The 11,466-nt window shown below is 73.9% G+C and carries 16 protein-coding genes; 12 read left to right on the top strand and 4 right to left on the bottom strand.

What is annotated here, in order from left to right:
- The first annotated feature begins 53 nt into the window (after window positions 1-53).
- From VK611_03910 to VK611_03875, 8 genes are all read left to right on the top strand, one after another.
- On the top strand, window positions 54-347 hold the full coding sequence (locus VK611_03910; GenBank protein HMG40443.1) for a hypothetical protein: 294 nt from the start codon (window positions 54-56) through the stop codon (window positions 345-347).
- Window positions 344-799, top strand: a complete 456-nt coding sequence (locus VK611_03905) for a hypothetical protein (GenBank protein ID HMG40442.1) — start codon at window positions 344-346, stop codon at window positions 797-799. Before VK611_03910 ends, VK611_03905 begins: the two co-directional genes overlap by 4 nt.
- The gene (locus VK611_03900) at window positions 786-2,216 is read left to right on the top strand and encodes a hypothetical protein (protein HMG40441.1); all 1,431 of its coding nucleotides are present in this window, start codon (window positions 786-788) and stop codon (window positions 2,214-2,216) included. The genes VK611_03905 and VK611_03900 overlap by 14 nt, the downstream gene beginning before the upstream one ends.
- A 100-nt stretch (window positions 2,217-2,316) precedes the next feature.
- On the top strand, window positions 2,317-2,868 hold the full coding sequence (locus VK611_03895) for a hypothetical protein (GenBank protein HMG40440.1): 552 nt from the start codon (window positions 2,317-2,319) through the stop codon (window positions 2,866-2,868).
- Window positions 2,861-3,826, top strand: a complete 966-nt coding sequence (locus VK611_03890) for a hypothetical protein (protein ID HMG40439.1) — start codon at window positions 2,861-2,863, stop codon at window positions 3,824-3,826. Before VK611_03895 ends, VK611_03890 begins: the two co-directional genes overlap by 8 nt.
- Window positions 3,823-5,610 (top strand): AAA family ATPase, encoded by a 1,788-nt coding sequence (locus VK611_03885; protein ID HMG40438.1) that lies wholly within the window; start codon window positions 3,823-3,825, stop codon window positions 5,608-5,610. The genes VK611_03890 and VK611_03885 overlap by 4 nt, the downstream gene beginning before the upstream one ends.
- A gap of 109 nt (window positions 5,611-5,719) precedes the next feature.
- Window positions 5,720-6,031 carry a metalloregulator ArsR/SmtB family transcription factor gene (locus VK611_03880; GenBank protein ID HMG40437.1) on the top strand — a complete coding sequence of 104 codons (312 nt, stop codon included), beginning with the start codon at window positions 5,720-5,722 and terminating at the stop codon, window positions 6,029-6,031.
- 15 nt (window positions 6,032-6,046) lie between these two features.
- On the top strand, window positions 6,047-6,592 hold the full coding sequence (locus VK611_03875; protein ID HMG40436.1) for an SRPBCC family protein: 546 nt from the start codon (window positions 6,047-6,049) through the stop codon (window positions 6,590-6,592).
- Window positions 6,593-6,654: 62 nt separating this feature from the next.
- Here the strand turns inward: VK611_03875 and VK611_03870 are convergent, their stop codons facing one another.
- Together VK611_03870 and VK611_03865 are read right to left on the bottom strand one after the other, a co-directional pair.
- Window positions 6,655-7,485, bottom strand: a complete 831-nt coding sequence (locus VK611_03870) for an ABC transporter permease (GenBank protein HMG40435.1) — start codon at window positions 7,483-7,485, stop codon at window positions 6,655-6,657.
- Window positions 7,485-8,486 (bottom strand): ATP-binding cassette domain-containing protein, encoded by a 1,002-nt coding sequence (locus VK611_03865; GenBank protein HMG40434.1) that lies wholly within the window; start codon window positions 8,484-8,486, stop codon window positions 7,485-7,487. Before VK611_03865 ends, VK611_03870 begins: the two co-directional genes overlap by 1 nt.
- A gap of 313 nt (window positions 8,487-8,799) precedes the next feature.
- Between VK611_03865 and VK611_03860 the strand changes: the two genes are divergently transcribed.
- Window positions 8,800-9,099, top strand: coding sequence for a hypothetical protein (locus tag VK611_03860; protein ID HMG40433.1), 300 nt, complete (start codon window positions 8,800-8,802; stop codon window positions 9,097-9,099).
- A 3-nt stretch (window positions 9,100-9,102) separates the two neighbouring features.
- Here VK611_03860 and VK611_03855 read toward each other — a convergent pair whose 3' ends face one another.
- A complete protein-coding gene (locus tag VK611_03855; protein HMG40432.1) occupies window positions 9,103-9,690 on the bottom strand; it encodes an XRE family transcriptional regulator in 588 nt (195 codons plus the stop codon).
- Between the two features lie 57 nt (window positions 9,691-9,747).
- Here VK611_03855 and VK611_03850 point away from each other — a divergent pair, with 57 nt between their 5' ends.
- Both VK611_03850 and VK611_03845 read left to right on the top strand, forming a co-directional pair.
- Window positions 9,748-10,398, top strand: a complete 651-nt coding sequence (locus VK611_03850) for an AzlC family ABC transporter permease (GenBank protein ID HMG40431.1) — start codon at window positions 9,748-9,750, stop codon at window positions 10,396-10,398.
- Complete coding sequence (locus VK611_03845) at window positions 10,395-10,697, top strand: AzlD domain-containing protein (protein ID HMG40430.1); 303 nt, start codon at window positions 10,395-10,397, stop codon at window positions 10,695-10,697. The genes VK611_03850 and VK611_03845 overlap by 4 nt, the downstream gene beginning before the upstream one ends.
- 18 nt (window positions 10,698-10,715) lie before the next feature.
- Here VK611_03845 and VK611_03840 read toward each other — a convergent pair whose 3' ends face one another.
- The gene (locus tag VK611_03840; GenBank protein HMG40429.1) at window positions 10,716-11,030 is read right to left on the bottom strand and encodes a hypothetical protein; all 315 of its coding nucleotides are present in this window, start codon (window positions 11,028-11,030) and stop codon (window positions 10,716-10,718) included.
- Window positions 11,031-11,151: 121 nt separating this feature from the next.
- Here VK611_03840 and VK611_03835 point away from each other — a divergent pair.
- Window positions 11,152-11,466, top strand: a 315-nt coding sequence (locus VK611_03835) for a hypothetical protein (GenBank protein HMG40428.1), incomplete at its 3' end; no start/stop codon positions are given.

Here is an 11,466-nt window from a genome sequence, read left to right as displayed (position 1 = left end):
GAAAAAGTGCGATTCCGGTTGGGTTTTCGCGGTGTCCTGCGATGAGACAGGTGATGAGCGAGAGCACGACACGGCGCTGCATCGGCGTCACCGTTCGGACGCCGGCGGGGGCGAGCAGCGCCTTCGGCGTGGAGCCCGACGATGTGAGCGCCGCGCTGGTGGAGCGGGCCATCGGCTGGTTCGTCGGCCGGGGGCAGCTGGAGCCGGGCGACTTCCGCCTGGGCCTGCTGCGAGGTGCTGCCATCGTCGACCTGCCGCCCCGAGCCGAGCTGGTCCACGCCGGCGTCACCGAGGGCGACGTGCTGCACCTCCTCACCAACGAGCCCCAGGTCGACGGGGCGTGGTGACGTTGGTCGTGCCCGGCTTCGTGCTCGACGAGGTGCGGCAGCACCTGGAGGAGGCCGGTGTCGGCGGGGCCGAGGCGGCCGGGTTCCTCGTCGCCGGGCCGGACCGGGTGGCCCGGCACGCCATCTTCCCCGACCAGCGGGCCGGCGGCGCGCCGTGCCCGTGGGTGCAGGTGACCGAGCAGGGCAAGTGCGAGCTGGCGGTGGCGCTGGGCGACGACGAGACCTACGCCGCCCGGATCCACAGCCACCCGGGCGATGCCTCCCACAGCGCCCGCGACGACCGCAACCCGGCGTTGCGCTTCGAGGGGGCGCTGTCGATCGTCGTGCCCTACTTCGGCCTGGGCCTCCGCTCCGGTCTCCGGACGTGCGGGGTGTTCGTCCGCCGGGCCCGTCGCTGGGTCGAGCTGCGCCCCGGCGCTCCCCGTGACGAGGTGATCCGTGTCACCGAGTGACGTGGAGGTGGCGGTGCGGGTCGACCCCGGCGCCCCGGCGGCCGAGCGGTGGGCGGCCGCGGCGCTGGCGTCGATGTGCGCCCGGGTGGTGGGAAACGTCGTCACGCCGTCGGTGCCGCTGCCCCGGCCCAACCCGTGGGGTGCCCGGACGCTGGCGGCCGTGACCGGGGTGAGTCGCTTCGGTCGACGGGGACGCAGCCGTCGGACCCGGCGGATCAACGTCGGCATGGTGCCCCACGTCCCCGAGGCCGACCTCTACCTGGGCGGCGACGACTGGACCGCGGTCGTCTCCCGCCGGGGACCGGTGCCGGTGGGCCGCTGCCGGCTCGGGGGCCTGGGCCTGCAGGCCGCGACGGCGCTGGCGTTCGGCGAGCTGCTGAAGGACCTCGGCGTCGGCGTCCACACCGTGCCGGTCGACGGCGAGCTGACCTGGAGCCTGCTTGACGGCCGCGTCGCGACCGCGACCGCCGCCACGACGACGACCACGACGTTCGAGATCGGGGGAGCCGGCGCCGACCGCCCGACCCCACCGACCGTGGCGCTGCTCGGCGCCGGGTCGGTGGGGTCGAGCGCGGCGGCGCTCCTGTCGCTCACCGGGATCACCGGGACGATCGACGTGGTCGACCCCGACCGCTTCGTCCCCGCCCGCAACGCCTACCGCTGCCCGGGCGTGCCGGTGGCCGAGCGGGGCGCCAAGGCCGACTGGGCGGCCCGGGTGCTGGCCGCCGCCGGGTGGGACGCCGCCGCCCACCGCAGCACGATCGCCGACTGGGTCGACGCCCGCGGCACCCCCGGCTTCCCGGGCATCGCCCTGGTGAGCGTCGACAACGTGGACGGCCGCCGCGAGTCCGGCGAGCTCATGGCCGCCACCACCGTGAGCGCCGGCGTGGCGGGCCTCGCGCTCCACGTCCAGCGCCACCAGGCCGTGGACGACTTCGCCTGCCCGTACTGTGACCTCGTGGACGTGGGGCGTTGGCGGAGCCAGGGGCGGACGTACGCCCGGTTCGGGCTGACGGCGCCGCGGCTCCAGGCCCTGCTCGACGGCGAGACCCTCACCGTGGACGACGTCGCCACCGCCATCTGGACCGGCGCCGTCGGCCCCGACGCCATGGGGCACCTGGTGGGCGGTCGCCTGGTCGACATGATGCGGGTGCCGTCGTCGGGACGACCGGTGGCCGACGGGCCGGAGGACGAGGCCGTGTCGGCCCCGCACGTGTCGTGGCTGGCGGGCACGCTGCTGGCGGCCGAGGTCGTCAAGGCGGCGGTGGGCCTCCCCGGCCTCGACCGGCGGGTGGAGCTCGACCTCACCGGGGTGCCGCTGGGCGGCTGGCGTCGCCCGGCCAGGAACCCGTCGGGCCGCTGCCCGTGCACCAACCCGGCGAGGCGCGACCTGGCCCGAGCCCTGTATGGCACATGAGCGAGCGTCCGTCCGCAGCGAGGCTCACCGAGCGAGGCCCGGCGACCAGAGCGAGCGTGGCCCGAGCGGCCCGGTGCCGCAGGCGCCATGAGCGGGAAGCATGAGCGAGCGCCACGACGACGACCGGTGTGCCCGGCTGTACCGCGACTGCAAGGTGGCGTCGGTGGGCTACGCCCGGCGGCTGCTGGCGTCGTCGGACGGGCGGAACCGGCACCTGGCGGCGTTCGACGCCGAGGAGTTCTACGACGCCGCCTGGGTGACCTACTACGAGCGCCGCGAGTACCTGGATGCCGACCGCGACCACGTGGCCTGCCTCAACGCCCTGATCCTGAGCCGCGTGCGCGACGAGCACCGGCGCTCCCGGGCCCAGAAGCGCCGTGCCCCCGGTCAGCCGGTGGCGTTCGAGGAGGCGGTGTCGGCTCCCGCCACGGCGACGGCGGAGACCGGCGACGTGGTGGCCGACCGCGACGAGCTGCGGCGCCTGCTCGCCAGGGTCACCAGCCCGGCCGACCTGCGGGCGCTGCTCGACCACGACTTCCGCGGGTTGAGCTACGCCGAGATCGGCCGCCGCGAGGGCATCACCGCCGAGGCCGCCCGTCGCCGCGCCCAGCGGGCCTCCCGCCAGGCCCGAACGGAGGACCCCGATGACTGACGACAGCCCCGACGTCGACATGGGGCCGCTGGTGGAGAGCGAGTTCGCCGTGCGGCACGGCATCGTCGGCGCCAGCCCCGACGTGGTGGTCGACGGCCCGCTGGTGCGCCGGGCCCGGGAGGCCGCCGGCCTCACCACCACCGACGTCGCCCTGGCCATGACCCGCCGCGGCTACCCGACCGACGCGGCCGCCGTCGCCGTCGCCGAGGACGCCCCGGCCCAGCGCATGCGGCCCCGGGAGGCGCGCCTGCTGGCGGCCCTGCTCGACCTGTCCCTGGCCGCCGTGGAGGCCCGCCCCCAGCCGTGGCCGGCGCAGTCGGCCGACGTCACGTCGCTCCGAGCCGCCGGCGTCGAGACCGTGGTGCTCGGCGACGACGTGGTGGTCCGCACCGGGAGCGGCAGCCACCTCGGGCTGCTGCGCTGTGCCGGCGACGCGTCGCTGCTCGACGCCCGCACCTACCGGATGGCGGCGGCCGCCCTGCTCAACGGCGCCTGGGCCCACCTGGCCGGGGCACTGCTGGTGACCGCGGCGCCGCCCCACCACGCCCTCGCCGTCGACGCTCTCGACTGCGTCACCCGCGCCCACGCCCCGACCGGCCTGTCGGGCTTCAGCCGCCTGGCCGACCCCGAGCCGCTGGCGTCGGCCGTGCGCGCCTACGACCGGGCCTACGCGATCAACTGGACCGACCCCGAGCCGCTCGACGCCCTGCTCGGTGCGGGCCCGACGGTCATCGCGAGCGGCGACCTCGGCGAGCGGGATGCCCTGGCCGCGGCCGCCCACGAGGTCGCGGAGCAGGCCCGCCGCGCCCGCCAGCCGGGCAAGCAGGCGGGCTACGAGGCGGCGGCGACCTGGCTGCGCTCGCTCGACGGCGCCGCCCTGGTCGCCGCGCTGGAGGAGTTCGCCGGGCTGTCGCCGCAGGAGGCCCGGGAGCGACTGGACCCGGAGGTGTCGCCGTGATCACACGGGTGCTGCTGCGCAACTGGCGTGGCTACGAGAAGCTGAGCCTCGACTTCGGTCCGGGCCTCACCTTCGTCATCGCCGACAACGGGGTGGGCAAGACCAGCCTGGTGAACGGTGTGGCGTGGGCGATCTTCGGCGCCGAGTCGGGGGTCGACGGCGAGGCCGCCATCCGGGCCGGCACCGACGAGACGTCGGCCGAGGTCGACGTGGTGCTGGGCGACGTGACCGTGTCGCTCACCCGCACCCTGCGCCGCCGGCCTGCCCGGGGCCGCAGCCGCCAGACGCTCGACGTCGCCATCGGCGGTGCGACCGCCGGAGCCGACGGTGCCGCCCTGCGCCGGCTGCTGGGCGACACGGCCGGCGTCCCGCTGGAGATCGTCCCCCAGCTCATGTTCGTCCCCGAGATGCGGCTGACCCACGAGGGCGAGCTGTTCGCCGACGTGCAGGAGCACCTGGCCGCGCTGCTCGGCATCGACGACCTGCGGCGGGCGGCCCGCACCCTGCGGGCGGTGCAGGGCGACGCCGGGCGCGACCTGCGGGCGCTCCAGCAGGTGGCCCGTCTCGACGAGGCGGCGGTGGCGGCGCTGTCCACCGGGGCCGACGACATCCGCACCGAGGTGGAGCACCTCGACGCCGCCCTGGTCGCCGACGGCGAGCAGCGCTCCCAGCTCGACCGGGTCGCCCGCGCCCTGGGCGACTGGGCCGTCCACGACCAGCGCGTCGCCCGCCACGAGGCCCGCCTCGAGGAGCTGGCCGCCGAGCTGCGCAGCGTCGGCATCGAGCCCGAACCCGACGAGGTGGCCGAGGCCGCCGGCCGGGTGACCGCCGAGGCCCGCGACCTCCAGGACGACCTGGTCGCCGCCCAGACCGAGACGACCCTGGTGGAGGGCCTGGTCGAGCAGCTGCAGGCCGCCGATGCCGTGTGCCCGGTGTGCCTGCAGTCGCTCGACGAGCCGACCGCCACCCACGCCGCCGGCCAGCACCGCACCCGCCTGGCCGAGCTGGCGGAGCGGCAGGTCGACACCGAGCGCCGGCGCCGGGCCGTCGACGCCGCCGCCGACAAGCTCCGTGCCATCGCCGACGACCTCGCCCGCCAGCGCCCACCGGAGCCGCCCGAGAGCCCCCGCCCCGAGGTCGCCGAGCCGGAGCTGCAGGCGCAGCTCGCCGAGCTCGACGGCCGGCGAGCCGAGATGCTCGCCCGGCGGGGGGCTCTCGGGGAACGGCTCGTCCAGGTCGAGCGCGCCCTGGACGAGGCCCGGCGCACCCGCGAGGCCGACGCGGCGGTCACCGGGACCCACGCCGTGGCGGCGTCGTCGGAGGCGTTGGCCAAGCTGGCCGAGGCCGAGGCCGACGCCCGCACCGAGCGGGCGCTGGAGCCGATCAGCCAGGCCATCGCCGCCCGCTGGGCCGAGTTCTTCGTCGGCTCGCCGAGCCGGCCCCGCCTGGCCGGCGGCGGCAGCATCGAGCTGGGGCAGGGCGAGGTGACGATCCCGTACGGGTCGTTCAGCGGGGGAGAGAAGACGCTGGCGTCGCTGCTGACCCGGCTGCTGTTCGTGACCGCCGCGACCGGCCTGCGCTCGATGTGGCTGGACGAGCCGCTGGAGCACCTCGACCCGGCGAACCGCACCCGGGTGGCCCGTCTGCTGGCCCAGGTCACCCAGCCCGGCAGCCACATGCGCCAGCTGGTGGTCACCACCTACGAGGAGGGCCTGGCCCGCAGCATGGTCGGCCGCCACGACGCCACCGACGTGGTCTACGTGTCGACCGACGCCCTCCTCTGACAGCCCGAAACCGAAATTGCGTGGCTGGTGGCTGCTCTACGACCGCCAGCCACGCCATTTCGCATGTATGCCTTGACGGCTATATAGCCACAGGGGCATACTGGAGGGCGTGAACACCCCGGCGTTCGAGGTCCTGGCCGAACCCAACCGTCGTCGCATCCTCGACCTGCTGCGCGAGGCCGAGCGACCGGTCGGTGACCTGGTCGCGGCGCTCGACGTCAGCCAGCCCACCGTGTCGAAGCACCTGCGGGTGCTGCGCGACGCCGGCATGGTGGAGGCCCGGTCCGACGCCCAACGTCGGCTCTACCGGATCCGCCCGGAGCCGCTGCGCGAGGTCGACGACTGGCTCGCCCCCTACCGGGTGCTGTGGGCCTCCCGTCTCGACGACCTCGCCCGTCACCTCGACGACATGCCCGACTAGGACGAAGGAGTCCTCATGCCCACAGAACCCCTCGGTCAGCTGGAGGCCGTCGGCGACCGCTGGCAGCTGCGCTTCACCCGTCACCTGCCCCACCCGCCCGAGAAGGTGTGGCGTGCCGTCACCGAGCCCGAGCACCTGGTCGCCTGGTTCCCCACCACCATCGACGGTGAGCGGGCCGCCGGCGCCGAGCTGCGCTTCGCCTTCCCCCACGACGGGGCGCCCGACATGCACGGCGAGATGCTGGCCTACGACCCACCCAAGGTGATGGAGCTGCGCTGGGGCGACGACGACGTCCTGCGCATCGAGCTGGAGCCCGTCGACGGTGGCCGCGGGACCGTGCTCACCCTGTCGGACGTCTTCGTGGAGCTGGGCAAGGCCGCCCGCGACGCCGCCGGCTGGCACGGCTGCCTCTTCGTCCTCGCCGACGTCCTCGACGGCAAGCCGACGACGCTGGAGGACGACGACGGCCGCTGGCAGGAGCTCGCCCCGGTCTACCGGGAAGCGCTGGGCCCCGAGGCCTCCACCATCGGCCCGCCCGACTGGCACCCCGAGGGCCAGTAACCCGAACCCGAAATTGCGTGGCTGGTGGCTGCTCTACGACCGCCAGCCACGCAATTTCGCCGTTACTTGGCGGCGGCGGAGGCGAACTTGCGGGAGGCCAGCCAGGCGAACACCACGGTGATGCCGACGGCCCACGCCAGGGCGATCCACGGGTCGTTGCCGGCGTCGCGGCCGTTGTAGAGCGCCCGGGTGGCGTTGGTGACGATCGTGAACGGGTTGGCGTCGGCGACCGGCTGCAGCCAGCCCGGCATGCTCGATGGGTCGACGAAGGCCGACGACACGAACGTCAGCGGGAACATCCAGATGAACCCGGCCGAGTTGGCCGCCTCCACCGAGCCCACCGACAGGCCCATCCACGCCTGCACCCAGCTGAACGCGTACGAGAAGAGGAAGAGCAGGACGGTAGCGAGTGCCGCCTCGGCCAGCGTGCCCTCGAAGCGGAAGCCGATGGCGAACGCCACCGCCAGCATCACCGCGAAGGTGAGCACGTTGCGGGCCACGTCCGACATCGTGCGCCCTATGAGCACGGCCGACGGGTACATCGGCAGCGAGCGGAGCCGGTCGATGATGCCCTTGGAGAGGTCCTCGGCCACGCCGACGCCGGTGAACGCCGAGTTGAACAGCACCGTCTGGGCGAAGATGCCCGGCATCAGGAACTGGTTGTAGTCGTCGTACCCCGGCACCTGGATCGACCCGCCGAACACGTAGGCGAACAGCAGGACGAACATCACGGGCTGGATCGTGGCGAACACCAGCAGCTCGGGGCTGCGGGGCAGGGCCCGCAGGTGGCGCAGCGCCTCGGTCCAGCTGTCGCGCAGCAGCCACACCGGCCCGGACGGCAGCTCGACCTCGTCGGACGGCCGGCCCAACGCTTCGTCGACGGTCACGGCCATCAGCTCGCCTTCCTCTCGGTCGCCCCGGACTCCTCGTCGTCGGGGATCCCGTCGCCGTCCTCGTCGGTGGCCGCGTGGCCGGTGAGCGAGAAGAACACGTCGTCGAGCGTCGAGCGCCGCACGCCGACGTCGCGGATGCCGACCTTCTCGTCGTCGAGCTGGCGGACGATCTCGGGCACCAGCCCGTCGACGTTCCACACGGGGATGATCACCTTGCGGTCGCCGTCGACGTGGCTCTCGCCGCAGGCCCGGGGGGCGAGCAGCTCGACCACCCGTGCGCTGTCGGCCGGGTCCTCGAGGAGGACCTCGACCTGGTCGCCGCCCGTCTGGGCCTTCAGTTCGGCGGCCGTGCCCCGGGCGATCACGACGCCCTTGTCGATCACGGCGATCTCGTCGGCCAGGCGGTCGGCCTCGTCGAGGTACTGGGTGGTGAGCAGCGTGGTGGTGCCGCTCTGCACGAGCTGCTCGATGAGCGCCCACACCTCGATGCGGCTGCGGGGGTCGAGCCCGGTGGTGGGCTCGTCGAGGAACAGCACCGACGGGCGGGCGATGAGGCTCATGGCGATGTCGAGGCGCCGCCGCATGCCGCCGGAGTAGCCGCTGACCACCCGGTCGCCGGCGAACTCCAGCGTGAAGCTCTCCAGCAGCTCGCCGGCGCGCTTGCGGGCCTCGGCGTTGCCCAGGTGGAACAGCCGGCCGACGTGCTCGAGGTTCTCGAAGCCGGTGAGGCGCTCGTCGACCGCCGCGTACTGCCCGGTGAGGCCGATGCGGGCCCGGGCCCGGCGGGGCTCCTTCACCACGTCGATGCCGTCGATGACGGCGCGCCCCTCGTCGGGCTTGAGCAGGGTGGTGAGGATGCGCACCGCAGTGGTCTTGCCGGCGCCGTTGGGGCCGAGGACCCCGAGCACCTTGGCACGCTCGATCTCCAGGTCGACCCCGCGGAGGGCTTCGGTCTTGCCGAACCGTTTCACGAGTCCTTCGGCGACGACGGCTTTGGTCACGGACGCGGACCTTACCGGCCACCGATGAGTCTCCCGACGCGGCGCGGTCACACTCCCTGTACGACCACACGAGGAGAGACGACCATGACCGACCCCACCTCACTGAAGAACCTCGACGGGTACGACGCTCCGATCATCGAGTGGGAGCGCGTCCGCCAACGGCTGGACGAGGGCTCCACCCAGGCGCCGGAGACGGGCGGCCCGAACCGCCACACGACCTGGCTGGCGACCACCAACCCGGACGGCCGGCCCCACGTCGTGCCCCTCGGGATGATGTGGGACGACGGCAAGGCGTACTTCACGTCGGGCCTCGGTGCCTCGCAAGGCGAAGAACCTCGCCCTGAGCCCGCGTTGCACCCTGTCGGTGGCGACGCAGCCCTTCGACATCACCGTCGAGGGGCAGGCGACGATCGTCACCGACGAGGCCACGCTCCAGCGCGTGGCCGGGCTGTACGCGGGCTGGGGCCCGACGGTACGCGACGGCGCCTTCTACCACGAGTTCAGCGCCCCGAGCGCCGGCCCGCCGCCGTGGTACCTCTACGAGGTCACCCCCGAGACGGTCTTCGCCTTCGGCACCGCCGAGCCCTACGGCGCCACCCGCTTCGACTTCTGAAGCTCACCGGTAGCTGATCACGAGGATGGCCCGGGTGCCGGGGGAGAGGGCCTCGTAGGTGTGGGGCTGGTCGGCGCCGAAGGTGGCGCGGTCGCCGGGACGCAGCTCCACCACGGTGTCGGCGGGCCCCACCCGCATGCGGCCCTTCACCACGACCACGCTCTCGGTGGCGCCCGGCAGGTGGGGCTCGGCGTGGTAGAGGTCGCCCGGCTCCATCGTGGCCTCGTAGACCTCGGTGACGCTGCGGCCGCTTGCGGCGACCAGCAGCCGGCTGGTGAACTCGGCGCCGGCGGCCTCCACGAGGATCCCCTCGTCGGCCCGCTGCACCTGCACGTCGGGCTCGTGGTGCAGCACCAGCTCGCTGAACGGCACGCCCAGGGCACCGGCGATGCTGACGAGCGTCTCCACGCCCGGGTTGCCGCTGGCCGCCTCGAGGTTCGACAGCGTCGACGTGCTCACCGAGGCCCGGTTGGCGAGCTCGCGCAGCGACAGGCCGGCCCGCACCCGCAGGCGGCGGACGTTGTCGCCGACCAGCGACACCACGGTTGCGGCGTTGGGACCGTTCTGTAGGCTGGACGCATCGTCCGACACAGCGAACAGTCTCTGCGGGGAGAGATCCGCCGTCAAGCACTGTCGGTCGCTCCGGCCGTGATGCCGTTCGGGGTGGCCTTCGGCATCGCCTCCACCGAAGCGGGCCTGGCGGTGTGGCAGGCCTCGGCGTACTCGCTGCTGGTGTTCACCGGCAGCGCCCAGTTCGCCGCGGTCGGCGTGATCGGCGACGGCGGTTCGGCGGTCTCCGCGATCGCCGCCGGCGTGCTGCTGAACGTGCGGTCGCTGGCCTTCGGGGTGGTGATGGCCTCGGCGCTGCAGGGGCCGTGGTGGAAGCGGGCGCTCTGGTCGCAGCTCATGATCGACGAGACGACCGCCCTCGGCTCCGCCCAGTCGGACCTGAAGCTCCGCCGCTACGCCTACCTCTTCACCGGTGTGGTGCTCTTCGTGGCCTGGAACCTCAGCACGCTGGTGGGCGCGGCGGCGCTGTCGTCGTCGGGCGACCTGGTGACTACCTGGGGCATCGACGCCGCCATCCCGGCGGTGTTCCTGGCGCTGCTGTGGCCCCGGCTGTCGGACCCCGGTCAGCGGCGCAGCGCCCTCGTCGGCGGCGCCATCGCGGTGGCGCTGCTGCCGATCGCCCCGCCGGGCGTGCCGATCCTGGTCGCCGGCCTGGGCGTGGTCGCCGGCTGGCGCAGCGCGCCGAGCGACGGGCCTCGGCCGGTCGAGGCGGGGGAGCGGGTGGCGTGACGGCGACCGTGGTGCTGGTGGGCCTGACCCTGTGCACCTACGCGCTCAAGGCGGCGGCGCCGCTGGTGCTGGGCGCCCGCCCGCTGCCCACCAACCTCGCTCGTGTCGCCGACCTCCTGCCCGCCGCGCTGCTGGCGGCCCTGGTGATGGTCAGCGCGCTCGAAGAGGACGGCGCGGTCGCCCTCGACGCACGGGTCGTGGGACTCGCGGCGGCGGCCACGGCGCTGACGCTGAAGGCGCCCTTCGTCGTGGTCGTGGTCGCAGCCGTGGCGGCGACGGCGGTGACACGCGCACTCTGACGGGCATGGTCAGCCTCCTCACTTTCTGCCGGCGCGAGCCTTGCGGAACCTCATGACGCCGAAGCCGGTGATGGCCAGGCCTCCGAGGATCCACCAGGGCGCCCGGCCCCGTTGTTCGTCGCGGGCACGGGAGCAGGCGGCGTCGGCCGACGCCGAGAGGAACCCGGGACCGCCGGTGGCCTGCCCGCCGGACGCGCAGGTGATCTCGACGAACACCCCGCCCTGGAGGTGTTCCGCCTCGCCGGCGGTGCCGCCGACCGACCGCACCCCGTAGACCAGCACGAACACGCCGACGACGATGATCGCCAACGGCTTCACGATCGCCGAGAGCATCGCCCTCATACGTTCACTTCCACTGCTTCCCTACACACACCCGGTCCGATCGGGTCGAAGGTAGATCGTCCGATCGCGCCAACCGCGGACCCTCGGCGGTCGCGCCGCTAAGGTCCGCCGGATGTCTTCGGGGGGCCTCGATCGGCGCTGGTTGTACGCCCTGCTGGCGATCTGCGTCGTCGCGCTGGGGATCCGGGTGGGCTACGTGCTGGGGTGGCGCGACGTGCCGTCGATCGAGGGCGACGCGCGCTACTACCACGACGGCGCCAACCTGCTGGCCGACGGCGAGGGGTTCGTCCACCCCTACGCCTGGCGCGACGGCGTGCGGATCGCGGGGGCCGACCACCCGCCCGCCTACATCGTGGTGCTGGCGCTGCCGTCGCTGCTCGGCTTCGACGGCATCCGCGACCACATGCTGGCGTCGTGCCTGATCGGC

It is taken from the genome of Acidimicrobiales bacterium, assembly GCA_035316325.1.
Lineage (GTDB): Bacteria > Actinomycetota > Acidimicrobiia > Acidimicrobiales > VFJN01 > DASXTK01.
This window is presented reverse-complemented; position numbering and strand designations above follow the sequence as displayed.